The following is a 26,299-nucleotide window of genomic DNA, read 5'->3' on the forward strand; positions in this document are numbered from 1 at the left end:
TTTAATCTGTTTCCATAAGGTTGATACGCACGGGCATACCGTCTTTGAGCGACATCAAACCCGATATGATTACCGTATCGCCTATTGCCACCCCGTTATTTATCAACACATCGCTCCGTGTCCGATTTTCTGCTTCTACGGGGGTAGCCATAGCCGTTCCATTTTTATATAGGAACAGCTGTTTGCCATTTTGAACTGGAATAATAGCTTCGGTAGGTACCAAGATAGCATTTTCCAAACGGCTTAACGGCAATTCAACGCGAGCAAAAGAACCCGGAAAAAGCTGCCCGTTCGGATTTTCGGCTAACGCCCGGATACTAATAGTCCGCGTCGCAGCATCTACACCTGGCTCGATGGCATAAATCTCTGCATGATACATCGTCTCCGAACCACTGACGCTAAATTTCAGTGCTTGGCCTACCTGCACCTGACTACTGTATTTTTCAGGAACCGAAAACAAAATCTTTACCGGGTTGATGCTCATCAAGTTGGCCACTATCGTGGTGGGGGTGAGGTACTCGCCCTCCGAAATTGAGCGGAGGCCTACCTTTCCACTGAAAGGGGCGTGAACGGTGGTTTTTGCGATTTGTGCCCGAATCAGCGCCGTTTGAGCCTTGGCAGACTCATAGTCAGCGTGCGCCACATCATACTCCTGCTGGCTGATGGCTTCCTTTTCCAGCAACAAGCGGGCACGGTTTTCATTATCTTCAGCCAGTTTTTCGCGGCTTTGTGCCTGTATAAGCTGTGCTTGTAATTCAGAATCATCGATACGCAACAGCAGCTGTCCCTTCTGCACCATTGTCCCTTCCCGGAATGCCAGTTGTCTGACAATACCGGATACTTCACTACGTATCTGCACTTGCTCATTGGGCTCGATCGAACCCGACAGGGTGATGACGTTAGCAAACTCGCGGGGTTCCACTACAATACCATTAACTTCCATCGGACTCCCCCCCTGCGCTGCATCAGGTGGCGCGATTTTCGCTTTACTGCTTCGGGTCAACCGATAACTTACAAAGGCCACAGCAACGATAGCTATCGCAATATATAGGTATTTCTTATTCATTTTAGTATCTGAAAGGTCGGTTTCGGGTACGCCCTCCACCTCAAAAAGATCTAAATATAGCGCTTTTCGTTTGTCAAAACTACGGCAAACATTAGGTATTTTATCGCTGTATCACATTTTTTACGGAATAGGTATATTTAACCACGACGGGCTATATATAAATATCCAGCAGCAGCACGCCGAGGAGCCCAACGACGGACACGATACTTTCCATCAGTGACCACGATAAAATGGTGTCACGGATACTGAGGCCAAAATACTCTTTAAACATCCAAAATCCGGTGTCGTTGACATGCGAGAACATTAACGAGCCAGCGCCCGTTGCCAAAACCATCAGTTCGGGGCTTGTTTGGGTAGATTCAATAAGCGGCAATACAATACCGGCAGCCATCAGACCTGCTACTGTTGCCGAGCCGAGGGCTACCCGGATTACTGCCGCAATAGCCCACACCAGTACCAAAGGGGAGAAAGAAAGACGGCCTGCCCAGGCGGCGATGTGATCGCCCACTCCACTATCTACGAGCACCTCCTTGAACGAACCGGCGGCACCGACGATAAACAAAATCATCGCTATACTGCTCACCGCCTCTTCCAAGCTTATCATAACAGCCTGCATGGTTTTTCCGCGGGCGATACCCATGGTAAAAACGGCAACAAATACCGAAATTAACAGTGCAATAATGGGGTTACCGATGAATGACATTACGCGCAGCGCGGCAGAATCGGCGGGAAGCACAAAAGTAAAGCCCGAAGCAATCGCGATTAGCAATACTGGCAATAACCCAGTCAACAGACTACTCCAAAATCCCGGAACCACTTCATCGGACGGCATATCCGCTTGCATAAATTGGGCGGGAGGATTGGGGTGGATACCTTTCAATGTCCAAGAAAAAAGCACCCCTCCTACTATCACCGCTGGTATGGCTACCACGATCCCATAAATAAGCGTAAGCCCCATATCGGCATGATATAGTGTACCGATAGCCGTTGGTCCTGGATGCGGCGGCAAGTAGCCATGCGTCACAGACAGCGATGCCAGCATCGGCAGCCCCACATAGATAAGCGGCAGCTTGGTCTGGGCTGCAATCGCAAAAACAAACGGTACCAGAATCACAAACCCCACGTTATAAAACATGGGGATGCCCACCGCAAATCCGATCAATACGACGGCCCACTGCACATTCTTTATCCCAAAAGCATTAATCAAGACGGTTGAAATCCGGTGTACCCCACCACCATCGGCTATCAATTTGCCCAGCATAACCCCAAAACCCAATATCAAGGCCAACGACCCCAGTGTGCTTCCCATTCCTTGCTCTATTGAACCAATCACATCCGAAATAGGCATCCCCAAGGCCACCCCTACCGCTAATGAGGTGATAATCAAGGAAAAAAAAGCGCTTAGCTTGAACACCACAACAAGCAACAACAGCAACAATACACCACATACAACAATAAGAATAGGCACCATCGTCTAAATTGGTTTAATTAGGTGAGTGATAAAATTCGTCTTTGACTCTGCCATATAGTCGTTCGAACAGTCTGAAATTTTCCTGATAGCGTTGATGGTTGTCGAGATCGGGCAGATAACGCGCAGTGACAGTATCTTCCAACACATCCCGAAAATCAGTAATCCTATTCAACGCTTTTAGGGCGACCATAAACGCTCCCTTGGCTGCACTCTCCACGCTTTCCTTAACCAGCACCTGCTTATTAAATACGTCGGCCAATAGCTGTACCCACATGGGGGAGCGTGCAAAACCACCGTTGGCATGGATGACATGAACAGGGCCGCTGATTTCTTCCAACACCTTCCCCACGCTGTACATCCCGTATACAATTCCTTCAAATACAGCCCGCGTAAAATGAGCCTTACGGTGGTGCATTTGTACCCCAAAAAACAGTCCTTTCGCGTTAGCATCCCAATGCGGTGCCCGCTCGCCAGCAAGATAAGGCAAAAAGATCAGCCCTTCGGCTCCTGCTGGAACGGAGGCCGCCTCTTCAGCCAGCTGCTGATACGCGTCCTCAATGGTCGTCCCAGCGACACCGAAATTATCGTTATACCAGCTCAACACCACCCCGCCGTTATTGACCGCCCCACCCAGTACAAATAAGTCTTTGGTCAGCACATAGCTGAATGTACGTGCCTGGCTATCGGTTTTGGGCAAGCTGGACGCCATCCGAATTGCACCGCTTGTACCAATGGTCACCGCCGCGTCTCCGGGCGCAATGGCATGCGCCCCAAGATTGGCCAGACAACCGTCGCTTCCGCCAACAACAAAGGGCGTGTCCTCCGGGATGCCCATCACCTTCGCCGCCTGCTTATCCAGGCCTGTCAGCGTATGGGTAACCGGCACAAGCGTCGACAATTGCGCCTTGGAGATGCCTACCAGCGCCAAAGCCGGTGCATACCAATCAAAGGCGGTGCTATCGAATAGCCCTGTAGCCGAAGCGATGGATTCATCCACAACGTAGCGGCCGAAGAGCTTGAAGAATACATACTCTTTGATGGAGATAAATTTATGCGCATGGCTAAACGTGGCGGGGAGGTGTTCACGCATCCAGCCCAGTTTACACAATGGCGACATGGGATGGATCGGTGTCCCGGTTTTCAAATAAATATCGAGTCCCGCGGCCGTCGCCTTGAGCTGGGTCGCAAACATCTCGCTTCGCGTGTCAGCCCAGATGATGCAGTTGGTCAACGGCGCGTTTTGTTCGTCCACCGCGATCAGGCCGTGCATAGCGCTGCTAAAACCCACGCCCAGTACACGGTTGCCGGGAGCAGTGTGCGCTACCGCCTGCCCCACCCCAGCGATGGACTGGATGACCGCCATATACAGCGTATCGGGTTCCTGTTCGAAATAGCCAGGTTGCGGATTTAAAATACCATAGCCTATGCGATATTCCGCAACCACTTCACCACCGATGCCGAAAGCAACCGCTTTGGTGCCGGAAGTACCGATATCTACGCCGATAATATAATCCATTAGTGTCGTTACGCTATATAATTGGAAAATGAAGTAAAACACAATCGTGTCCACAAATATAGAAAAATACATAACTTTTCCGTTTTTTCCTTAACATTGCACCATCCAACATCAGTGAGCATGCGAAAGGTTCTTTGTTCCATGGTTATCCTATGCGTTTCGACGTTGCTGCATGCGCAACAAGAAAATATCATTAACCATTTTATTATTAAAGAAAACCTTATTAAAAACGGCAAATTGGCAGTCATCGCCACGGATGCTGACGAAAATCCGTTAACTTCGGTTTCAGGCACTTATCAATTTGTTGTCAACGGTTTTAAGCAAGAATTGGAATTCCGTGAAGGGGTAGCCATAACACCCAACGCCATTGAGTCATCGGCATTTGTATTCATCAAGCACCGTAATCAACAAGGTTCGCATGGCCGGTTGTACTATGTGGTAAAAAACGACAATGGACTCAATCCCATTGCCATCAGCTGGTATTTCCTGATTCTCGTTCCGGCGGTGATCCTCCTCGCCGCTTACCTATTCAAGCGGATGATAGTCTTAGCCGTCATCATACTGGTGGGGTTGTTTATCTTCAATTATAGCAAAGGGTTAGATCTGGAAAACATCGTCGAGACCATCGTGCACGGCATCAAAGATTGGGTTTGAAATGCGAGTAGCCCTCGGACTCAAAAAGGCATCCCGATACCAAAATTATATTGTACAAAATTGTAGCGGTCTGGCGCATTGGTGATACGATATTGTTCCTTAAACTCCCGGCTATTGAAAAGTTCCGTAATCACCCATTGATTTGCGCCGTCGAATTGCGGATCGCGCACTTTCAGCCCGGCGTCCAGTCGGATCACGAAATAGCCGCGATCAAAACGCAGCCCTACCCCTGTGCCGATTGCCATCTGCCCCAAAAATTTATCGAACCTAAATTCACCGCCCGGGTTTAATTCATTCTCCTTTATCCGCCATACATTACCAAAATCGGCAAAGGTCGCCGCTTTGAGTTTTGCTCCAAATAAGTCATTCAATACCTTAAAGCGATACTCCACATTACCTTCCAGTTTGACTTCGCCCAACTGATCAAGGTTGCGCAGGTTCAGGCGCAATCCAGGGTCCAGCACCTGGCGATTGTAATTGCCCGGCCCCAGCGTACGTGCCTGCCATGCCCTGATGCCGTTCATGCCCCCGCCAAAAAAACTTTTCTCAAAAATCAGCAGGCTGGAGTTATTGCCATAAGGCACGGCAATTCCCGGATTAAGCCGGACAATCAATTGCCTGTCACCCCCGAAATACCGGTAGTACCGCAAATCCGTCTCTGCCTTGGCATACTGCAAATACGGCACGCCAAACACCTCCTTTTCACCATCCACATTCCGCTGGAAGTCTATCACTTGGCTGGCTACCCCCAGCAGGTTGCCGCTTAGGTCAAGTGCGCCACGGAAATAAATAAAGTCTTCCAGCCGGGATAGCCTCACGGCATTCAATGTGTATACATACTGCGACCCCAACCCGAAGTAAGCCCTGTTATTGCTCCGCACGTAAAGCAAAAAGCCTTGATCGATTAACCGCTGCGCAAATTCTTCATTCAGTTGCCCATACCGATATTCCAGCACTAGTGGCGTCAGTGTGTGGTGCTTATATCGGGTATCAGACCAATTATAAGACAGTGTTCCGCTAAAATAGCGGTTGGAATACGTCTGAAACTGGTCAAATGCCTGGATGTTGGCCGAAAAAATCGTTCGAGGCAACCCGTTTCTTCCACCGAGCGGTACGGAAAAAGGTGTAAGCAACCGGGGAACTGTAATGTTTACCCCTACCTGAAAATCGTTGTTGAACACCCTATCGAGCAGATTGCCTGGCAACCGGGAATCAAACAACACGCCATAACGTAGCTTTACCTCCAACTGTTCCAGTCCACCAAACAAATTGCGGTGGGTAAAGGTATTGCCAACATTAAAGCCGCTCATCCCCGAATTGAACGTGTATTCACCCTCGATTTGATTGGCCATATATGGTCGAGGAGTAAGCTCATAATACACATTAAGCCGATTGGAGTCGGGCTTGCTATACGCGATTTTCACACTGCGGAATCCGTTTAGTTCGTATAGGCGGTCGTAAGTAAGGTTCTCCAGATCAACATTATAGGCATCCCCATGGTGGTGGAAGAGGTAACGGGCGATAGGCGCCGGATGAAAGCGGCCGGTATAATCCTCAACATACACCTGATTGTCCAACACCATTTTCTTCGGCATCACATGGTTCAGGTCATCACGGCTATGCTGGATGATGACAAAGCTGCTATCAATAGTGAACTTCGTATGTGCAGCTTGCCCTTCCGGATTATCCACGATGAGCTTGAGATCGGCTTGGTTTCTACGAAGGCTGGTATCCACATCTACCCGCATATATTGCCTCAAATACTCGTAGTAACCCTGCTGGCGCATCAGGTGGTATATCCGTTCGCGCTCAGCGACCAACGAATCGGCATCATATCGCATGGCAGGCCGCACTTTACGGCCGATGACACCGTGCTCGGCATATACCTGTGCTAATTGGGGGTCGGCTATATTCACATGTACATTGCGTACCGTATAAGGCACGCCCAGGTTTGCATGAAAGTAAATATGTGCCCGTTTTCCTTTTAATACAATGTTGTTGCTTACTTCAGCATTGAAATACCCTTTGGATGCAAGGTAACGATTAATTTGTTGCGTAGAAAAGTCGACCAGCGCGCTATCGAGCACATGCGGAGGTTCGCCCACATTGCGGATATTCTTTGTCCGATAACGTCCCTTTCTGGCATTAGCCAAGTTATAGATGAATAGATTTATACGAGAATTCGGCCGTAGGTCAGGCGGAATATACGCCTTTGCCTGCTCCGTCAGCCGGGGTTCGATCCCTTCAATTTCTGTTTTGGTCACCAACGCCTGCCCTTCCTCCAGCAGTCTTGTCGAGCGGCAGGATGCGAATAATATCAGCAAAAGCAGTATACTTGCATACACAAAAAGGCAATCCCGTTTATCCATTAACTATGCTTTCAAAACTGCAAATACGTACCATCGCTTCACTCCAACATAAAAAATTCCGTAGGGAACATGGGTTGTTTGTCGTAGAAGGCGTTAAATCCGTAACGGAATTTCTCCGTTCAGATTATACCGTGCAACATGTTTTTTACACCTCCCAAGCGGCTACAAAATTGACTAAAATCCCGCAAAATATAAAATCGGATGAAATCAGCGACTCGGATTTGCAGCGTATCAGCGCGCTGAAGACGCCCCAGGGCGTGCTTGCACTTGTACGTATCCCTACCGCCCCCCCAATCACTGACAACATGCTGCGCAACACATTTCACTTGGTACTGGATGACATCCAGGACCCTGGCAATCTGGGTACCATTATCCGCACTGCCGAATGGTTCGGATTAAAACGCATCATCTGCTCTGTCAGCTCGGTAGATGCCTATAATCCCAAAGCCGTGCAGGCCAGCATGGGATCACTTGCCCGCATGCAACTGGTTTACACCGATATCCGGGCGCTGGTAGCGCAAGCGCCGGTGCCTATCTTCGGTGCGGTATTGAACGGTTTATCGCTCTATGAGGCGGATTTCGGCCACGAAGGGCTTATTGTACTGGGCAATGAAGGCAATGGCATCAGCCAGGCCGTGTTGCCTCACATTAACCACCATATCACCATCCCCCGCGTTGGCCAAGCCGAATCACTTAACGTAGCCATCTCAGCTGCGCTGTTTTGCTCAGCATTAGCTCGTAAGGAAACCCTGTAATTCAGAAATACCGCCCAAAAATATCGCACTGGCGATGAGTAATTTATTAACAAAAATTAACGAATTTTATTTTACCTCCAGTATATGACAAACCAAAACCTGTTGTAAATTTACAGGCGATGAATAAAACCTACGCATTAATCACGGGGGCTAGCCAAGGCTTGGGAAAAGCCTTTGCACTGGAGCTGGCCAGCAGGCAAATCAACACCATTTTGGTTAGCCTGCCGGGTGAAGGGTTGGATTTTGTAGCCTCTCAAGTAGTAGCTTTGGGGCAAGAAGCCCATTGTTATGAAACGGACCTCACACAAAAAGATAACATCGTTGCCCTTGCCGCTTGGGTCAACGAGAGGTTCGCCCTAAGCATCTTGATCAATAATGCGGGATGCGGCGGCACACAACGCTTTCAGGACGTCACGGTCGATTACCTTGACCGCATTATCCAGCTTAACGTAAAAGCCACATCGCTGCTTACCCACCAGTTGCTTCCCAACCTGATGAAACGTGACAAGGCCTATGTACTCAATGTAGGCAGCGTCGCTGCCTACAGTCCGATTGGTTATAAAACCGTTTATCCCGCCTCTAAGGCCTTTGTCTATAGCCTTACACGAGGGTTATACCAAGAATTTGCAGACAGCAATGTATTTTTTAGTCTTGTCAACCCCGGCCCTATGATGACCAATGCTGATTCAGCCAGCCGTCTGCAGCAACAGGGGTTTTTCGCTACGATGGGATTGCTTACGCCTGATCAAGTCGCCGCCATATCCATCCGGCGGCTATTCAAGCGCGATTCGCTGATTATGCTCAATTGGGTAAACAAGCTCACCTGGATGGTTATGAAATTTCTCCCTGTCTATATCCGGCTACCGCTGCTCACTAACGCCATCAAGAAAGAAATCAACCGCGCATGAACGTACTGGTTACCGGGGCAAATGGCCTGCTGGCCACGAATACCATTATCGCACTTCTGGCGCGCGGTTACCGGGTTAGGGGGCTTATCCGCGATGCCAAAAAATTTCTTTTGCCGCCACAAGACAAACTGGAACTGGCAATCGGTGATATTACCGACCCCAAGTCGCTTGCACGCGCCGTAGCAGGGTGCGACTACATCATCCATAGTGCGGCCACTACTGATATGAGCCTGCTGCATTATAAAGACTATCACCGCGTCAATGTTGCCGGGACCGAACAGGTCATCACAGCCGCGCTGGCCAATGGCATAAAAAAGGTGGTCTACGTCAGCACTGCCAACACCTTCGGCTACGGCAGCATGCAGCGACCGGGAAATGAAACGCAGCCCATGAAATCGCCCTTCACCGAGGCCCATTATGCACGGAGCAAGCAGGAAGGCGAGCAGTGTGCCCTCGCCGCCAAAGATCGCTTGGCCGTTACGGTCGTCAATCCGACTTTCATGATTGGCGCTTATGATGGTAAGCCCAGCTCAGGTGCCATTATCCGTATGGGCTACGGCAAGAAGATCGTGTTTCACCCCCCCGGCGGCAAAAATTTCGTCCATGTCGAAGATGCAGCCCAGGGGGTTGTTGAGGCACTCGAACGGGGCGAAAACGGGGCGGCTTACCTGCTCGCTGGCGAAAACCTGAGTTACCGTGGCTTTTTCAGAAAACTGGCCGGGTATTCTACCGGCAACCCGCTGCTGGTTACCGTGCCCAAGCCGGCTCTGTTGGCCGCAGGTTACTTCGGCGACGTGCTAAGAAGCATCGGCATCCGAACGCCCCTATCGTCTGTCAACATGAAAATTCTATGCGTCAACAACTATTACTCCAATCACCAAGCCCAGCAAGCATTAGGGGTAACCTTCAGACCTATCGACTCGGGAATCGATGATGCCATCCGGTGGTTTAAGGCACAAGGTATGTTATGATCAAAATCAAGCCTATACGACTACCCTAAGCTTGCCCGCAACTGTTCAAGCAGGTCGTTGGAGTCAGTGCGCTTCACTTTCATCTTCCGCACAGTAGGCCGTTTACCTTTTGCTTTAGCCCGGATGATTTTCATCAATTCTTTGCTATATTCATCTTTATAGTCATCGATATTGAATGCTCCCGAGTGCCTTTTAATTAGCTGCACTGCCATATCCATTTCCTGCTTAGCAATTTTTACGTTTTCGGGGACATTAAGTTCATCAACACCCCTAACTTCCTCCTGAAACCGCAGTTTATTGAGCATCAATATATTTTGATATGGCCGAATGATAGCCAAGTTTTCCGTATTGCGAAGGACAAAGGTCGACAAGCCCGCCATTTTTGTTTTTTCCAACGCTTTCAGCAACAGCATATATGCCTTTTCACCACCTTTTTGGGGTTGAAGGTAATACGGCGCTTCAAAGTAAATGCTCTCAATATCGGCTTCTTTCACGAAAACCTGTAAGTTTATCATTTTTGTCTTTTCAGGGCTAGCCTCTTCAAAGTCAGCCTCATCCAGCACGATGTAGTTGTCATCCAGTAGATAGCCACGCACGATGTTGTCCCAGTCCACCTCCTTACCTGTCCGTTCGTTGACACGTTTATACCGTATCCGTGATAAATCCTTCCGGTCCAGCATGTCCAAATCCGGTCGGCTATCCGTTGTCGCACTAAATAATTTCACTGGAATATTGACCAGTCCAAATCCGATTGCTCCTGTCCAAATTGCCCGCATCGTTCCTTTTTCCGTAGAAACAAAAAAACGTCCGTTTTGTTGGAGGCACTTTGGTATGGCCTCTGCAAGCGTCCATCCAACGTCACACCTCCACCCGTTGGCCGGTTTCCATGGCCTTATAGATGGCTTGTAGTATCTTCACGTCCTGCCGGCCCATTTCACCGGGTACGGGGGTCGGCCGATTTTCCTTAATCGCTATGGCAAAATCATCCATTTGGAGTGCTTGTTGGTTTACGCCTTCGCAATCCATTTCACCCTCGGAAGTTTCTCCCTGTATTCCGGAGTATGGATACGCCGGTTCCAGCTTTGCCCATCCGTGTTCGGCTTCTGCCCGTAGCAGGTTCATGCTTTCTGAATAACTGGTTTTGCACAATGCTGTCACACCACCTGGGAATTCCATTTGCCAGGTCAGCGATTCCTCCACTTCCTTGAAAGTTTCTGGGTCCGTTTTAGTCCCCTCCTCAGCCGTTACGGCGATGGGTTCCATGCCTGTTGTATACCGTGCGGCTTGCACGCAATAGATGCCCACGTCCATTAAGGGGCCACCACCAGCGAGGGCCTTATCCAGCCGCCAACCTTCCGTACCGTTCATCCCGTTTTCTGCCATGATATGCGTTATCGCCCCCATCCGCTTTTCCTGACCAAACCGCATCATCTCAATATTATGCGGTTCAAAGTGTAGCCGGTAGCCAATGGAGAGCAGTTTACCCGCCTCCTTCGCGGCTGCAATCATCCGGTCGCAATCTTCCACCGTCACGGCCATGGGTTTCTCACAGATAACGTGCTTACCGGCTTGAAGTGCCCGTATGGTATACTCCGCATGCATTGCATTGGGCAGCACCACATATACGATATCAATATCTGGATTATCGGCAATCGTATCAAAATTCTCATAGTTATACACATTCCCTTCAGGGATATCGTAGCTGCGTCGCCACTTGTCGATTTTGGCAGGCGTGCCGGTCACAATACCGGCGAGGTAGCAATGATCGGTATCTTTCAATGCTGGACCTAACTGCCCTTCGGAATACTGACCTAGCCCTACCAGGGCAATGCCCAGTTTCTGCTGCGCCTGTTGCTGGTCGGTACGTTGTTCTGCTTGCTGGTTGCTCGGCGACGTGCAACCGCCAATGCTGGATAGCCCGGCAAAGGCAACTCCTCCAATGCCCATCAGGGATAGCTGGCCTACGAACTGCCTGCGGGTATACACGCCTTTACCTGAAAAAAAACCTTTTTGTTCCATAAGCGTTGTCGATTGGTAACATCCTTTCTTCCAAGAAGACACACAAGGGCTCGAATTGTTGGGTTGAGCTAAAAAAAGCTTGAGGCAATACAAAGAAAAAGCTGCTCCCAACGAGTGAGAGCAGCCCAAAAGCACTTAAATGCACAGCAGATTAGTAACCCGCTGATTGCTGTCCACGAATGTTTTCGTTTGCGTCGATTTCCGACTGCGGAACCGGCCATACCCAGGCACGGTGTTCCGGGGTGAGGATCACACCGCTGCCAGCAAGCAGTCCGGGGTCGGTACGTTCGATTGTCCGCGTCGTCCGTTTTATGTCAAACCACTGATGACCTTCACCCACAAGCTCCTTTTTACGTTCCGTAAAAATCGCTTCTATCAGGGCGCTTCCTGTCAACGTCTCCGGGGCATAATCCGCTATACGTGCTGATCGCAGATCATTCAGATCGGTATTGGCCAGCGCTTCCTTAGCCCCTCCTTGCCGCGCCCGGGCTTCAGCGCGTATCAGGTACAATTCACCAGTACGGATTACCTTCCAGTTAACCAGGTTGTCGGAGGCATTTCCTCTTCCGTAAAATTTCCGTAAGATGTTGCGCGGGGCGCCCGAAAGCGAACGCACGCCGAAGTAGGTGCCGTACCGTATGTCGTTATTCTGATCGTACAACGCAAGCAAGGGATCCGCCGGACGGAAGCGGTTTCGGTTGGAAGGTGCATTATGCACACCCGAAGACGGCGACCCTTCGCCCGCATTGAACGGCACAGCCCACAGCACCTCAGCGGTCGACGCATCCGTCCATATCCCTTCAAAGTCAGCACCTGTTGCCAAGGGCTCCTCTGCGATTACTTGGGAAGCAAAAGCTTCAGCCTCTTCATACTGTCCGGCATACAAGTACATTCGCGCCAGCAGCGCCCGCACAGCTTTTTGATCGAGGTAAGATCTACTGTTTCCCGAATTGATCGTACCGTCTACATTGCCCAACAATGTTTCGGCTTGCGTCATATCAGCGAAAATCTTTGCCCAGCTCTCGGCAACTGTCAGCCGTGAAGGTTTGTTATTGATGTCTACGATTTCCACATAAGGAATTCCCGGTCCTGTGCTGTTCAAGTCATAGTCTGTACCCCAATACCGTAAGACATCAAAATGCGCAACCGCCCGAATCGCGAGCGCTTGTCCTTTAATACGGTTGACGGCCTTCGGATTGGTGGCGCTGAACTGGTCGATATTCCGCAGTACCAAGTTAGCCTGTGCTACCACGCTATAGGCCTCCTGCCAAGCCGTGTTGATATCGCTATCAGTTGATTCATAGACCCAATTGACCTGTTCCTGCCAGTTAGCCAAGTCCTCCGTGGTCCTTACCAAGTTGTCGCCCATCATGTCCGGTAGACTGGCCCATGTGCTGGTGGTTTGCGCACCACTAGCGAAATAACCCACTTCTCTGAAGAGGGAGTAAGCCCCGGTCAAGGCGTATTCATAATCTTCGATGGTTGTAAAAATCTGGCTTCCATCTTTTACGAACTCTGGCTCGATATCAATGATACTGTTGCATGCTGACAACGAAAAAACACCTGCCAGCCCTAAAATAAAATTTCTCCTTTTCATAATGCCCTCCAAGTTAAAACCCAACATTTAATCCGAATGTGTATGTGCGTAGCGCCGGATACTGCGCACCATTTAATGTACCCCGCGCCATTTCCGGATCAAATCCCTGAAAATCCGTCCATGTCACCAGGTTTTGGCCCTGTGCAAATAGCCGTATGTTACTCACACCAATCTTGTCCAGCCACTGGCGGGGTAGCGTGTAGGATAAATTTACATTGCGCAGGCGTAGAAAATCGCCATCTTCCACGAAGTGGGATGTGCTGCTGCGGAAAAACGGATAGTCCACACGCGGGATCTGTGTTTGGTCGCCCGGTTGCTTCCACGCCGTACTCATTACCGCTGCCAGGTTGTCACTCACGTAGTTGGGGTTTTCTACGTTAGCCCGGTCGTTATTAAAAATCGAATGTCCAGTGATAAACGAGAAAAACACGTCTGCACTAAATCCTTTGTAGCTCAAACTGGTACCAAAACCGCCGAAGTACGGGGCTTCGTATGATCCCACAATCCTTCGAAACGAAGGACTGTAATCTTCTGTCACATTTCCTTCGAGGTCGATATACAGTGGATTCCCATTATCCGGATTTACCCCCGCATACGGCACCACGTAAATGGAGTTTATTGATTCACCTACACGATTGATGGTGATAGTGCTGATGATTTCCTGTTGGTCGCCTATCAATTTACGCACTTTGTTTTTGTTATAGGTAAAGCTCAAATTCAAGCCCCAGACAAAGTCCTTCGTCCTGATCAAATTGCCATCGAGAAAGACTTCCACTCCGGAGTTCTGAAGTTCGCCGATGTTGGCGGTCAGTGATGTGAAGCCTGTGGTCCTGGACAGTTGCTGATTGAGGAAGAGGTCGGAGGTAATGGAATTGTAATATTCTATGGTAGCGCCAAGACGGCCGCCTAGCGTATTAAATTCAACTCCAGTGTTGAACGTACTTTTACGCTCCCATTGCAGCAGCGGATTGGCCAGTTGGTCCTGCACCAATCCACCCACACCCGCATAAACAGCCCGTGCGTAGAGTTCGCGCGACTGGAAGTCTTCAATGCCCGCCTGATTACCGGCCGATCCGTAGCTGATCTTGTATTTCAAATTATTGAAGATCGGTTTCAACGGTTCCATGAAGGCCTCATCCGACACGATCCAGCTGAAGCCCACCGAGCCGAAGTTTGCCCATTTGCGGTCAGCACCGAATCGTGATGAACCATCACGTCGTCCGGTTATATCTAAGTAATAACGGTTCTTGTAGCTATACTTAATATCTGCAAAATAAGACAGCAAAGCATTTGCACTACCATTGCCACCCACATCGGGGATGAAACCATTCTCCGCGTTGCCTGGTGTAATGCCCGCCTCGTTGTCAAATGCACCTCCCAATCCATAACCCGTAAATTCAAAGGAACGCAATGTATTGTTGATGATCTCATTGTAGAGCGTTACAGCGAAGGTATGGTCTTCTGACACCGTTTTACCATAGCCCACCGATGTCGTTCCGGTGTACCGGAAGTACCGATCAAGCTCCCGAAAGAGACTTCCCTGGCCACCCACATCAAAACTTCCCGAATATGTATCCGGGCTCGTGTAGGCCGCCGTTTCGTTAGACCGGAAGTCGCCGCCCCAGGATGTCCTGGCGGTTAGGCCTTCAAGAAAAGGTGCTCGGTACTCTACATAGACGTTTCCGACTCCTTTAAGCTGCTGGCGAGCGTCCCGATTTTCCAACAGTTCTGACAGCGCATTCGGCTGTCCAGACACAAGTTGCGTATAATTGCCTTCTGCATCGTACGGCGTTTCGTAAGGATTTGACCAACGGATGGCGTTTAGTGGCGAAGCGATGGAAGTATTGTTTTCGGATGTGTTGTGATACTCGGAATACCCAAATGTGCTGTTTAAACCGAAGTTAAAGGCTCCGGCCGTACCGCTCACGTTTACACGGCCAGTATAGCGCTTAAGGCCCGTATTACGCACCGTTCCAGTTTGATCAAATATAGAACCCGACAAAAAGTAAGTCGTATTATCTGTTCCGCCTGAGGCACTCAGCGTATGATTAGCGGTACGGCCGGTCCGAAAAAATACCTTTTCCCAGTCGGTATTGATTTGACGCAATTCAGCTAACTCTGCATCCGTCCACTCGTAAGGATTTCCGCTGAGCAATTCAAAATCCAGCTTCTGATCGGTACTCATTACCCTCAAGCGGTTTTCCGGAATGGTCGATCCGCCATATTGAACGTTGTAATCGATGCGTGTGCGGGCGGCTTTCCCCTGTTTTGTCGTGATTAGCACCACGCCATTAGCTCCACGTGATCCGTATTGTGCCGTTGCCGAAGCATCCTTCAACACCGATATGGATTCGAAATCTGCCTGATTTAAGGAAGAAAAGTCGTTCGCTGTGATTTCCACCCCATCCATGATAAACAGCGGGTCATTGCTTCCCAACACCGATCCCTTACCACGGATCAAAATAGAAGCCGCCGCACCAGGCTGTCCCGAGTTCGCTTGGATCAATACGCCGGGCACTCGTCCTTGGATGGACTGGTCGAACGACCCAATCGGTACCAATTCAAAGTCTTTTGCCTGCACGGTGGAGATCGAGCCTGCCACTTCCCGCCGGTTCTGCGTGTTATACCCCGTCACGATGACTTCAGATAGTTGTTGGGCATCATCCTGCATGGACACGGTCAGCGGATCCGAACCCACCGCAACCTCTTTCTCTAAAAAGCCGATATAACGAAATATCAGCGTCGTTGCTCCGTTGGGAACTTGCATCGCAAAGCCCCCATTTTCGTCTGTCTTTGTACCCAAATTGGGCGATCCTTTTACGGTCACACTTACCCCTGGTAAAGGCAACCCATCGTTTTCTGCTATTACATTACCTACTACTGTCCGTTCTTGGGCAAAAACGGCATTAGAAAGAAAAAAAAAAACAGCAAAAATAAGCTTGTAAAATGTTTACTCATGTGATTGATTATAAAAATAACGGCCAAAGGTGAGATTTTTACAAACAAACACCAACAAATCGCTTATTTTTTAAAAAAAATATCAACACACCGCCTTGTTGCTTACATTTGCAATAATGATTTGCAAGCATTGACCACCTCGAGCTCATATCCAAGGCGCAATTGTTGAATTGATTTAGAAATACCGTCAATGGCGTCCAAAAGGACGCGAAACCCACAATCCTATAAAGAAATAAAATAAACAGATCGCTTGTATTGATTTCTTTTTTTCGATGGAGGCTTTTAGCATTGAGAATTTTAAGCGCTCATAGCGCCTCTTACGGCCTTAGAAAACGATGTACCGCATATCCGCTCGCCTTTAGACCCAAAACAATGGGCGAAAATCAGAAACTCACCGAGGTTGAAAATTATTTTCACCGAAGTCTCTTCAGGAAAACGCTCCGGAATGTTGCCGAAAAGACTTCGGAGGATTTCAATCGCTCTTTTTTTCTTTCATAATAAGAAAATAAGACGAACCATGAAATCCTGTAATTAATCAAAAATTAATCGTACTTACTTTAGTTTTAGCCGTTTGGCCTTTTACGCTAAATATGCCACATGTACTTTGATATTGCTACATCCTAAAAACAAGCGGGCCACCTTCCGTACCTAAGTATTGGAAGATGGCCCCCTATTAGTTCTCCGTCTTAAATTAGTTTAGATATTCATCATTTTGGTCCAACAACGGGTTGACGTCCATCTCACGCTCAGGGATGGGATAAATCAATCGTCCGTTGTTATAATCCAACGTTATTTGCCCCTGATTTCCTGTAAAGGAGATAGACCGATGTAGCCGCTTGGTGTCATGGATAAGGAAGCCTTCAAAGGCCAATTCCAATTCCCGCTCATGCAAAACGTCATCCAGGGTCACCGTTGGCTTTGAACCGGCAAGAGACCGCTCCCGAATCAAATTAATATCCGCAACAGGTGTAGCACCGACGGCGGTTCCCAACCTAATGTTAGTTTCCGCACGGACGAGGTACATTTCGGCAAGTCGGATTACCGCTATGTTTCCAAACTGGTTTGTGTACTTATTAGTCAATCGTTCGCCGTTATCGGCACTGGTATAGAAAAATGACCTCCGCACATCCGTATCCGAGTCAAACAACGCGAGGTACGCATCACCGATGATGATATCGCCGCCACGGCCGCCGTGGTCCTGATCGGCGTAGTGGGTAATCAAGGTGTTGGTACCGTCCTGACTCGTCACTTGCATCGCAAACACATCTTCGCCAGAGTCTTGTTCATTATTAAATGCTGCTGCAAACGACCCCACAAGCGCATGCCCGCTGTTTTCGATGACGTCATTTGCTGCGTCGCGCGCTTCGGCATAATTTCCCTGTTGCAGGTACACGCGGGCCAATAGCGCTTTTGCTGAATATTTATCTGCGAAGACGCCATTCGTTGGCGGGAGCGAATTGTAGGCATCATTCAGATCGGCAATCACTTGAGCATAAACCTCTTCCACAGTATTTCGTGCTACCGTCAGATCACCTGCATAGTCTAGCACCCCTTGGAGCACCAATGGTACGCCCAATTGTCCGTTCTGTTGTCCTGCCTCGTAAGGCAACCCAAAAAATCGCACCAACTCAAAGTAGGTGGCAGCCCGCAAAAACTTCGCTTCACCCAATATCCGAGCCTGTTCATCGGCTTCTTCCACCACGCCAATGTGGTCTACTACGAGGTTGGCCATATTGACCAATGCATACGCATTGAGCCAATGATCGCTCACATAAGTGTTATTCACCAATAAAGCCTTATTAAATACTTCCCGAGGCTGTTGAAAGGTACCTATCCATGAAACTTGACTAGTAGCTCCGTACAAATCGCCTAGCATCTGAATTCGTCCCCCATAAGCAGCCGAACGTCCGGCTCGTTCATACACACCAACTAGCAGATTTTGGATATTCTCTGGAGTTGACAACGCAATTTCCGAAGAAATGGATTGTGCAGGCTCCACATCCAATTTGCTATCACAAGCAATACCTAGTGCCAACAATAATCCTAATCCCAGTATTTTGTAGTTTTTCATGTTAATCTTTCGTGTTTAAAAGTTGAAATTTACACCCAATGAAAACGTCCGTGCTGCCGGAGCCGAATAAAAATCAATACCATTTCCCGCTGCTGTCTCGCCAGCATCGCTTCGGGCTTCTGGATCATAACCCTGATAATCGGTGAAGGTAAGCAGATTAAATGCTGCCAGATACACACGTAGATTATTGATCCCTAGTTGCTGTAAAGCCTGTTGTGGAATGGTATAACCCAAATTTACATTACGCAAGCGGATGAAATCTGTTCGTTCAAGGTATCGCGTCGAGTGCGCAGTACCATTACCTAATCCAAAACGTGCCTGAGGAACGTCGGTGATATCACCCGGCTGCCGCCACCTCCGCAATTGGTCCCGGCTCTGGTTGTCGTAGTAGTCGCCATTGGCCGATTGGTAAAGTCCACCAGCGTTATAGATGCTTGCACCCCATTCCCCTTGGAAGGTAAAGCTAAAATCAAAGCCTTTGAAAAACAACGCACTTGTGAAACCGCCAATCCACACAGGGATAGGCGATCCTGCGACAATACGGTTAGCGCGGTTCGGATCGTTCGTTGTTTCCTTACTCAATGTACCGTCTTCGTTTTTGGAGTTTAAATAATACAACGCATCCCCATTATCCGGACTAACACCAGCATATTCCAGTACATAAAAAGAATTGATAGCTTCGCCCTCGCGAACAATATTGCGCCCACTTATCACATCAGCGCCATTTGGCAGTTCCTTCACTTCATTGTTGTTTCTGGCAATGTTAATACTTGTATTCCAGGTAAACCCCTCCTTCTTGATATTTTCCGTATTCAACACAAACTCTACACCTCTATTTTCCATTAGACCGATATTACGGGTGATGGTCGAAAATCCGGACGTTCCGGGAAGAGGTACGTCAAAGAGCAAATCTTTGGATTGCTTTACATAATAATCGAGCTCACCAGACAAGCGATTGTTCAAGAAGCCAAAATCAACGCCGATGTCATACTGGTTGACCTTTTCCCACGTCAAGAAGGAGTTTGCCGGTTGCGTGGGAGAAATACCTGGGCGCTGGTTGTAAGAAATACCGCCATACAGGCCCAACGAGGCAAAATCACCGATCTCGGCGTTGCCCGATTGTCCCCAGCTACCCCGCAGCTTGAGGAATGACACCACTTCCGATTCACTAAGGAAGTCTTCTTCAGAAAGTATCCAGCCGGCTGACGCCGCAGCGAATGTTCCATAGCGGACACTTTCGCCGAAACGGGACGACCCGTCGCGACGGACACTCGCTTTCAGCAGGTAGCGATCTTTCAACGAATACGTAGCCCGGACGAAGTAAGAAAGGAAGTTGTACTGAGAGACATTGCCATTGCCTGCTGTAATTTCAGCCGCACTGCCAATTGTCTGAAAATCGTCCGTCGGAAATTCGATACCCGTTACGCTTTGAAACCGCCGCCGCGTATCGTTAAACTCCATACCCACCACGGCTTCTAAGTCGTGAATATTGGCAAAATTCTGCGAATAGGTAAAGTAGTTACTGGTAATATAAGACTCTGTACCTACACTAGAAGCATATCCTTCACCATTGGTGGATTGGAAGGGGGCAAGTCGGCCCGTGTAGCTGTCTTCCGTTTGGTAGTACAGGTCATAGCCGAAATCCGTATTGAATTTGAGATAGGGCAAAAATCGATATTCACCAAAGGCTTTACCGGTCACCCTTCGTATTACTGTATTATAAAAGGCATGTCTGTCCTGCAGCAGAAAGTTTGCATAAATAGTATTGCCATTAGGCTCCCCATCCGGCAAATAAGCCGGCGAGATCGGCGACAGGGCCACCGCTTGCAACGGTGTCACAAAGGCGTTATCATTGGCAATCCGATCTATGGACGTTTTAGAGAAACTCAGGTTGGCACCTCCTGTGAATTTATCCGAAAAGTTGTGGCTCACGTTTATTCGTGAAGTGAGTCTTTCCAGTTCATTGCCCCTTATAATACCCTTTGTACCGTTGTAAGCTCCCGAAAGAAAATACGTGGTTTTATCATTTCCACCGGACATCGAAAGGTCAGCATCGGTGAGATACCCATCCTGAAAAGCCAAATCCTGCCAATCAGTATCCACTTCACCATTCCGCCAGTCCGTACCCGCTGAATAGTTGTCCATAAACGATTCAAACCTTTGCGTACCACTTTCTGTCCCGTAGCGGTTTATCAACGATTCCTGCAGCAATTCCTTATACTCGGCAGCGTTCAACCATTCTCGCTTATTCGCCGGGCCACTCCAACCATGGGACACATTTGCGGAAATGGAACTCCGGCCGCTTTGTCCTTTCTTAGTCGTGATCACGACCACACCATTCGCTCCGCGCGAACCATAGATCGCTGTCGCCGATGCGTCTTTTAAAATGTCTATCGACGCTATTTCATTTGGACTTAAGGTAAGTAACGGGTTTTGTGGTGCCGAATTGTTCGATTCATTTTGATTAATTAACGGCATACCATCCAATACATAAAGCGGTTGGGATCCCGCACCAATACTCGCAACTCCACGGATACGCATGCTGATACCAGCTTCAACCTTACCGTTCGTTTGCATTACCTGTACTCCTGCAGCCTTCCCTGACAACAAACTTTGAAACCCAGGCGACGGAATCTGAGAAATATCGGAAGACGTCAGCTTCGCGACGTTGTCTGTGAGTTTACGCTTGCTTTGCGTGCCATACCCCACAACGATCACCTCGTCTAAATCGGAGGCAGCATTCAACAAATTGACATTAATGAAGTTATTGTTTGCCACCGGCACTTCTTGCGTTTGAAATCCGACATATGAAATCACCAACGTCTGATCTAACTCCGCCACAATCGTATAACGGCCATATTCGTCGGTCAATGTACTTATGTTTGTCCCTTTGACAACAATACTTGCTCCGGAAAGCGGTTGCCCACCCTCACTATTAACCGTCCCTGCAATTGTTTTTTGCTGAGCATAACCAAAAATAGTTACACACACAAACAAAATAATCAAAAAATAATGTATTTTTAATTTCATACCGTGTGTTTGTTATTTTTTTATTAAAAAATTTCAAACAAATATAAAATATATTGCAAACAAACGAAGATCATACTTATTTTTTATACAAAAAAATAAAAAACAATAACATTTATACACACAAAACAACTTAAATCACATATACAAAACAAAAAAATCCGGTATTCCTACCGGATTTAACCAAAAATAACCAACTAAATTCAAAAAACACAACATTAATTACGTTCCATAACCAGGATTTTGCTCCAACAATGGATTAGCGTCAATTTCCCGTTGTGGAATCGGGTATGTCAAGCGGTTGTCGTTGTATGGTATCGGCACTTCGGTGGATTCACCGCCTACGCTTTCGACAATGACAATCGTTTCCCGCGTGCGTTTAACATCGTGTATCAAAAACCCTTCGAAAGCAAGCTCCAATTGCCGTTCCAAGAGCACATCCTCCAACGTTACCGCTGGCTTCAGTGCGGCGTTGGCACGGGCTCGCAGCACATTGATGTCATCGGCAGGAGTCGCCCCCACGGCAGTACCCAGCCGTAGATTCGCCTCTCCACGGATAAGATACATTTCAGCCAACCGAATCATCGCAATATTCCCGAATTGATTGGTATACTTGGAAGAGAGCAATCCACGACTGCTTTCATAAAAAAACATGCTCCTATCATCGGTGTCCGAATCAAAAAGCGCCAGGTACGCCGGCTGAACAACGATGTCACCACCCCGTCCGCCCAAATCCTGCGTGGCGTAGTGTACAACCAGTTGGTTGGTACCGCTTTGATTGGTCACCTGAAAGGCAAACAAATCTTCAACCGAATTCGCTTCGTTGTTGAATGCCTCCTGATATGTGGGCGTAAGTACCCGGCCGCTGTTTTGGATCACGTCATTTGCTGCATCTCGCGCCGCTGTGTAATTTCCCTGTTGGAGGTATACCCGTGCCAGAAGCGCCTGCGCCGAATAGCGGTCGGCATAGTATCCATTCGACTCGGGTAGCAGGGAATACGCATCATTCAAGTCTGCCAGCACTTGGGTATACACTTCGTCCACCGTATTACGTGGCACGGCCAAGTCTCCATCATAATCCAGTATTCCGGTCAAGCTGAGCGGCACCCCAGGTTGATTGTTAGCTTCCTCTGACACATATGGCCTCCCAAACGATCGCACAAGATCAAAGTATACCAACGCCCGTAGAAATTTCGCTTCGCCCGCTACCCGGTCTCGCTCAGCTTCGTCTACCACGTGCAAGTGGTCCACAATCAAGTTTGTAGCGTTGACAACCTGATAAGCGTTTATCCAATGATCACGCACAAACGAGTTGTCTACCCGTATCCGTTTGTTAAACACCTCACGGGGCTGAGTAAACGTACCTACCCATGACGCCTGTCCAGAAAAACCATATAAATCGGCCAGCATTTGCAAGAATCCCCCATAAAGGTCGTCCGTGCCAGCTTGATCATAAGTACCGATAAGGAGACTTTGGATGTTTTGCGAGGTAGACAAGGCTTGCTCCGCTGGAATAGACTGCTCGGGGTCGATATCCAATTTTCGCTCACAGGCCGAAAGCCCTACCAAGAGCGCTAATATGCTATAGCGATAAACTATTTTTTTCATTTGTTAAAAATTAAAGTTGACCCCCAATGAATATGTCATTGCTGCCGGTGCAGAGTAAAAATCTATTCCCCTACTTGCCTCTGTCGAGCTTGCATCGCTCCGTGCTTCAGGGTCATACCCCTTATAATTCGTGATGGTTAACAAGTTGAACGCCGCAAAGTATACACGTAGTCGATTAATTCCCACCTGCTGGGTGATTCGGCTGGGTAGCGTATACCCAACGTTCAAATTGCGGAGCCTTACGAAACTCGCGCCGTCGAGATAGCGCGAAGACTGTGCCGTGCCGTTGGCCCCATATAGGCGGGCCTGCGGCACATCGGTGATGTCCCCCGGTTGCCGCCATCGCCGCAGTTGGTCCCGGGTCTGGTTGTCGTAGTAATCGCCATTAGCAGACTGATATGTACCACCTAAGTTGTAAATACTTGCGCCCCACTCACCTTGGAACGTAAAGCTGAAGTCAAAATCGCGGTAAACCAGGTTACTGGTAAACCCTCCAATCCAGTTGGGCAGCGGAGCGCCCAAAACCACACGGTTTGCCGCATTGGGGTCATTGGTTGTCTCCCGGTTGAGTGTACCGTCCGGATTGCGGCTGTTTACATAGTAGAGCGCATCACCATTGTCGACGTCCACACCAGCATACTCCAGCAGGTAGAAAGCATTAATAGGCTCCCCCTCACGGAGGATATTCTGCCCAATGACGACATCCTGCCCATTCGGCAATTCCTTCACCGTATTTTTATTATAGGCAATGTTCAGCGACGTGTTCCATGTGAAGCGATCCTTTTGGACATTCTGGGTATTGAGTACGAATTCGACGCCCCTATTCTCCAGTAGCCCGACATTCCGCAGTACGGTCGGGAATCCCGAAGTTGCCGGTAGCGGCACGTCAAACAGCAGCCCATCGGAGCGTTTGACGTAATAGTCCAGTTCACCCGAAATCCGATTGTCAAGAAAACCGTAGTCGATACCAATATCGGTCTGCTCGACACTCTCCCACGTCAGGAACGGGTTAGCCGCCTGTGTTGGAAATATTCCCGCTCGCTGCCGGTAGCTTACCGCGCCAAACAAGCCGAGCGAAGCAAAATCGCCTATCTCAGCATTTCCGGATTGCCCCCAACTGCCCCGTATCTTCAAGAACGACAGCACGTCGGAGTCACTCAGGAAATCCTCTTCAGACAGCACCCAACCCGCAGACACGGCAGCAAAAGTGCCGTAGCGGTTGTCCCGGCCAAATCGCGACGAGCCATCACGCCGGATACTCGCCTTGAAGAGATAGCGATCCATCAATGAATAATTCGCCCGAGCGAAGTAAGAAAGAAATGCATACGAAGTAAAGGTGCTGCTACCCGCTGTAATCTGTGCAGCGCTCCCTATCGACTGGAAATCATCCGACGGAAATTCGATGCCCGTGACGCTTTGAAACCGTCGCCGCGCATGATTGTATTCCATACCAACCACTACGTCTACATCATGGATATCATTAAGCGCTTGTTCATAGGTAAAATAATTGCTCGTGATGTAGGATTCTGTACCTACACTGGTTGCAAACCCCTCCCCGTTGGTCGATTGGAACGGCGCTAACCTTCCCGTATAACTATCTTCCGTTTGATAATACAAGTCATACCCAAAATCGGTATTGAATTTCAGGTTAGGTAAAAAACGGTATTCAGCAAATGCCTTACCATTTACCCGGCGCACAATGGTATTAAAGAACGCATGCCTGTCCTGCAGCAGGAAGTTGGCATATAGCGTATTGGGATTGGGCTCTCCGTTATCCAGAAAGGCCGCACTCAACGCAGGCTGGGCAATCGCCTGCAGGGGCGTCACAAAAGCATTGTCGTTTGAGATGCGATCGATGGTGGTCCGGGAGAAGCTCAGGTTTGCGCCCGCCGAAAACCGGTCGTTAAACTCGTGGGTCACGTTCACCCGTGAATTGATCCGCTCCATGGCATTGCCCCTTACAATCCCATCTGTATTGTTATACGCGCCCGAGAAGAAGTATGTTGTATTTTCATTTCCACCTGATATCGAGAGATCCGCATCACTCACATGCCCCCTCACCAGCGCCAGCCCCTGCCAGTCCGTATTATGGTACTGTCCGTTGCGCCAGTCTGCGCCATCAGACAGAAAACCAAACAACCATTCCGCTTCGGCTCGGCCATCTTCTTCTCCGTAGCTATTGATGGCCGCCTCCGTGAGCAACTCCATATATTCCTCCGCACTAAGCCATTCGCGCAACCGGGTAGGTTCGCTGATGCCATGCGATACGTTGGCAGAGATACTGGCCCGCCCCCGTTTGCCGCGCTTCGTGGTAATGATCACCACACCGTTAGCGCCCCTCGAGCCGTAGATAGCTGACGCAGACGCATCCTTCAGGATGTCGATAGACTCAATTTCATTCGGGCTAATTGTCAGCAAGGGATTTTGCGGCGCATCGCTGGATTCATCGCGGTTAATCAGAGGCATCCCATCCAGCACATACAACGGATCCGAGCCAGCTCCTACACTCGCTACGCCGCGCACGCGGATACTGATCCCCCCTTCTACCTTACCGTTTGTCTGCATTACCTGCACCCCCGCCGCTTTACCCGCCAACGTATTCTGGAATCCCGGAGACGGGATTTCAGCAATATCCGATGATGTCAGCTTCGCTACGTTATCCGTAAGCAACCGCTTACTTTGTGTACCATAGCCCACAATGACCACCTCATCCAAACTGGAGGTCGATGTGACCATATTTACGTCAATCACTGCACGCTGTCCCACCTCCCGTTCTTCGGTCTGCAAACCGATATACGTAAAAACCAAGGTTTGGCCCACTTGTGCATTGATCGTATATTGGCCCTCAGCATTGGTCAAGGTGCTTACATTAGTTCCCCGCACAGCGACACTCACACCCGGAAGCCTATTGCCTTCCGCGTCATAAACACTACCGGTAATGGTCGTTTGCTGTGCAAAACCCAATGCCATCCAACATACGAACAGCAAGGTCAGCATGTGTTGTATCTTTGCTTTCATTTAAGTCCGTTTTTTAAACTGTTCCATAGGTCTGCACACCGAAGCGAATGCGCATTCGAAAGAAAAACAATAACCTAAAAGGAAAGTTTTGGGAAAAGTAAATCGGACCGCGACACGGACTTTACATTTCCTCAAGGCGATAAAGCGATATTTTCCGATGTAAAAATGCCCCCGGGGGTATGTCACTAGCATGACGACCATCCTCAGTGCGTCCCGGCGTGGTTAATCTGTAACTTATTCTTCCGAAAGCGGTTAACACAAAGTGGTATTTTTTCGCCTTTAACGTTCTCA

General features: G+C 48.9%; 16 protein-coding genes. 4 read left to right on the forward strand and 12 right to left on the reverse strand.

Annotated elements, in window-relative coordinates; translation table 11 throughout:
* Window position 1: 1 nt before the first annotated feature.
* From B5X72_RS17575 to B5X72_RS17585, 3 genes are all read right to left on the reverse strand, one after another.
* Window positions 2-1,066 (reverse strand): efflux RND transporter periplasmic adaptor subunit, encoded by a 1,065-nt coding sequence (locus B5X72_RS17575; RefSeq protein ID WP_079718259.1) that lies wholly within the window; start codon window positions 1,064-1,066, stop codon window positions 2-4.
* A 151-nt stretch (window positions 1,067-1,217) separates the two neighbouring features.
* Window positions 1,218-2,537, reverse strand: a complete 1,320-nt coding sequence (locus B5X72_RS17580; RefSeq protein WP_245826986.1) for a gluconate:H+ symporter — start codon at window positions 2,535-2,537, stop codon at window positions 1,218-1,220.
* Between the two features lie 13 nt (window positions 2,538-2,550).
* Window positions 2,551-4,125, reverse strand: coding sequence for a gluconokinase (locus B5X72_RS17585; protein ID WP_245826988.1), 1,575 nt, complete (start codon window positions 4,123-4,125; stop codon window positions 2,551-2,553).
* Window positions 4,126-4,173: 48 nt separating this feature from the next.
* On the opposite strand from B5X72_RS17585, the gene B5X72_RS17590 reads away from it, so the two are divergent.
* Entirely contained in the window at window positions 4,174-4,707 is a 534-nt protein-coding gene (locus B5X72_RS17590) for a hypothetical protein (protein WP_139378767.1), read from the forward strand.
* 20 nt (window positions 4,708-4,727) lie between these two features.
* Here the strand turns inward: B5X72_RS17590 and tamL are convergent, their stop codons facing one another.
* Window positions 4,728-7,076 carry a translocation and assembly module lipoprotein TamL gene (gene tamL / locus B5X72_RS17595; protein WP_079718237.1) on the reverse strand — a complete coding sequence of 783 codons (2,349 nt, stop codon included), beginning with the start codon at window positions 7,074-7,076 and terminating at the stop codon, window positions 4,728-4,730.
* A 5-nt stretch (window positions 7,077-7,081) separates the two neighbouring features.
* Here tamL and B5X72_RS17600 point away from each other — a divergent pair, with 5 nt between their 5' ends.
* From B5X72_RS17600 to B5X72_RS17610, 3 genes are all read left to right on the forward strand, one after another.
* On the forward strand, window positions 7,082-7,831 hold the full coding sequence (locus B5X72_RS17600; protein WP_079718238.1) for a TrmH family RNA methyltransferase: 750 nt from the start codon (window positions 7,082-7,084) through the stop codon (window positions 7,829-7,831).
* 119 nt (window positions 7,832-7,950) lie between these two features.
* A complete protein-coding gene (locus B5X72_RS17605; RefSeq protein WP_079718239.1) occupies window positions 7,951-8,739 on the forward strand; it encodes an SDR family NAD(P)-dependent oxidoreductase in 789 nt (262 codons plus the stop codon).
* A complete protein-coding gene (locus B5X72_RS17610) occupies window positions 8,736-9,710 on the forward strand; it encodes an NAD-dependent epimerase/dehydratase family protein (protein WP_079718240.1) in 975 nt (324 codons plus the stop codon). Before B5X72_RS17605 ends, B5X72_RS17610 begins: the two co-directional genes overlap by 4 nt.
* A 20-nt stretch (window positions 9,711-9,730) precedes the next feature.
* Here the strand turns inward: B5X72_RS17610 and ku are convergent, their stop codons facing one another.
* The 8 genes from ku to B5X72_RS17650 form a co-directional block, all read right to left on the reverse strand.
* Window positions 9,731-10,486, reverse strand: a complete 756-nt coding sequence (gene ku, locus B5X72_RS17615; protein ID WP_079718241.1) for a non-homologous end joining protein Ku — start codon at window positions 10,484-10,486, stop codon at window positions 9,731-9,733.
* Between the two features lie 82 nt (window positions 10,487-10,568).
* Entirely contained in the window at window positions 10,569-11,729 is a 1,161-nt protein-coding gene (locus B5X72_RS17620; protein WP_079718242.1) for a Gfo/Idh/MocA family protein, read from the reverse strand.
* Window positions 11,730-11,880: 151 nt separating this feature from the next.
* Window positions 11,881-13,326, reverse strand: a complete 1,446-nt coding sequence (locus B5X72_RS17625) for a RagB/SusD family nutrient uptake outer membrane protein (RefSeq protein WP_079718261.1) — start codon at window positions 13,324-13,326, stop codon at window positions 11,881-11,883.
* 13 nt (window positions 13,327-13,339) lie between these two features.
* Window positions 13,340-16,261, reverse strand: a complete 2,922-nt coding sequence (locus tag B5X72_RS17630; protein WP_079718243.1) for a SusC/RagA family TonB-linked outer membrane protein — start codon at window positions 16,259-16,261, stop codon at window positions 13,340-13,342.
* A gap of 714 nt (window positions 16,262-16,975) precedes the next feature.
* Window positions 16,976-18,355, reverse strand: a complete 1,380-nt coding sequence (locus tag B5X72_RS17635) for a RagB/SusD family nutrient uptake outer membrane protein (RefSeq protein WP_079718244.1) — start codon at window positions 18,353-18,355, stop codon at window positions 16,976-16,978.
* A 15-nt stretch (window positions 18,356-18,370) separates the two neighbouring features.
* Window positions 18,371-21,385, reverse strand: a complete 3,015-nt coding sequence (locus B5X72_RS17640; RefSeq protein ID WP_079718245.1) for a SusC/RagA family TonB-linked outer membrane protein — start codon at window positions 21,383-21,385, stop codon at window positions 18,371-18,373.
* 219 nt (window positions 21,386-21,604) lie between these two features.
* Window positions 21,605-22,990, reverse strand: a complete 1,386-nt coding sequence (locus tag B5X72_RS17645) for a RagB/SusD family nutrient uptake outer membrane protein (protein WP_079718246.1) — start codon at window positions 22,988-22,990, stop codon at window positions 21,605-21,607.
* 3 nt (window positions 22,991-22,993) lie between these two features.
* Window positions 22,994-26,008, reverse strand: coding sequence for a SusC/RagA family TonB-linked outer membrane protein (locus B5X72_RS17650; RefSeq protein ID WP_079718247.1), 3,015 nt, complete (start codon window positions 26,006-26,008; stop codon window positions 22,994-22,996).
* Between the last annotated feature and the right edge of the window lie 291 nt (window positions 26,009-26,299).

This window comes from Parapedobacter luteus (genome assembly GCF_900168055.1).
Classification (GTDB): Bacteria; Bacteroidota; Bacteroidia; order Sphingobacteriales; family Sphingobacteriaceae; genus Parapedobacter; species Parapedobacter luteus.

Coding starts and splice junctions, on each gene's coding strand:
- B5X72_RS17575 (WP_079718259.1), bottom strand. CDS start 1,066: ATGAATAAGAAATACCTATATATTGCGATAGCTATCGTTGCTGTGGCC.
- B5X72_RS17580 (WP_245826986.1), bottom strand. CDS start 2,537: ATGGTGCCTATTCTTATTGTTGTATGTGGTGTATTGTTGCTGTTGTTG.
- B5X72_RS17585 (WP_245826988.1), bottom strand. CDS start 4,125: ATGTATTTTTCTATATTTGTGGACACGATTGTGTTTTACTTCATTTTC.
- B5X72_RS17590 (WP_139378767.1), top strand. CDS start 4,174: ATGCGAAAGGTTCTTTGTTCCATGGTTATCCTATGCGTTTCGACGTTG.
- tamL (WP_079718237.1), bottom strand. CDS start 7,076: ATGGATAAACGGGATTGCCTTTTTGTGTATGCAAGTATACTGCTTTTG.
- B5X72_RS17600 (WP_079718238.1), top strand. CDS start 7,082: ATGCTTTCAAAACTGCAAATACGTACCATCGCTTCACTCCAACATAAA.
- B5X72_RS17605 (WP_079718239.1), top strand. CDS start 7,951: ATGAATAAAACCTACGCATTAATCACGGGGGCTAGCCAAGGCTTGGGA.
- B5X72_RS17610 (WP_079718240.1), top strand. CDS start 8,736: ATGAACGTACTGGTTACCGGGGCAAATGGCCTGCTGGCCACGAATACC.
- ku (WP_079718241.1), bottom strand. CDS start 10,486: ATGCGGGCAATTTGGACAGGAGCAATCGGATTTGGACTGGTCAATATT.
- B5X72_RS17620 (WP_079718242.1), bottom strand. CDS start 11,729: ATGGAACAAAAAGGTTTTTTTTCAGGTAAAGGCGTGTATACCCGCAGG.
- B5X72_RS17625 (WP_079718261.1), bottom strand. CDS start 13,326: ATGAAAAGGAGAAATTTTATTTTAGGGCTGGCAGGTGTTTTTTCGTTG.
- B5X72_RS17635 (WP_079718244.1), bottom strand. CDS start 18,355: ATGAAAAACTACAAAATACTGGGATTAGGATTATTGTTGGCACTAGGT.
- B5X72_RS17640 (WP_079718245.1), bottom strand. CDS start 21,385: ATGAAATTAAAAATACATTATTTTTTGATTATTTTGTTTGTGTGTGTA.
- B5X72_RS17645 (WP_079718246.1), bottom strand. CDS start 22,990: ATGAAAAAAATAGTTTATCGCTATAGCATATTAGCGCTCTTGGTAGGG.
- B5X72_RS17650 (WP_079718247.1), bottom strand. CDS start 26,008: ATGAAAGCAAAGATACAACACATGCTGACCTTGCTGTTCGTATGTTGG.